This is a genomic window from Stenotrophomonas sp. GbtcB23 (genome assembly GCF_019091045.1).
In the GTDB taxonomy this organism is placed as follows: Bacteria; Pseudomonadota; Gammaproteobacteria; order Xanthomonadales; family Xanthomonadaceae; genus Stenotrophomonas; species Stenotrophomonas rhizophila_A.
Genome location: NZ_JAGXKC010000407.1, coordinates 1 through 272, shown reverse-complemented (window position 1 = coordinate 272; position 272 = coordinate 1). Strand labels below are relative to the sequence as shown.

The window sequence follows — 272 nt, the reverse complement described above, 5'->3', positions numbered from 1 at the left end:
GTTACAGTGAAAGCAACCGGCTGGAAATCTGCCGATGATGCCCATGATGTCGGCTTCCTTCATGATCAGAAGGTCTTGGCCGTTGAGCTTGACTTCGGTGCCGGCCCACTTGCCGAAGAGAACGCGGTCGCCGACCTTGACGTCGAGTGCGACGACCTTGCCGGCCTCATCGCGAGCGCCGGAACCGTCGGCGACGATTTCGCCTTCCTGCGGCCTTTCCTTGGCTGAGTCCGGAAAGATGATGCCGCCCGTGGTCTTCTCTTCAGACTCGA

Annotated in this window: 1 protein-coding gene; it reads right to left on the bottom strand. The window is 59.9% G+C overall.

The window, feature by feature from the left end:
* Positions 1-272: co-chaperone GroES (locus KVS69_RS19590; RefSeq protein ID WP_217539685.1), on the bottom strand; the 272-nt coding region annotated here is incomplete at both ends.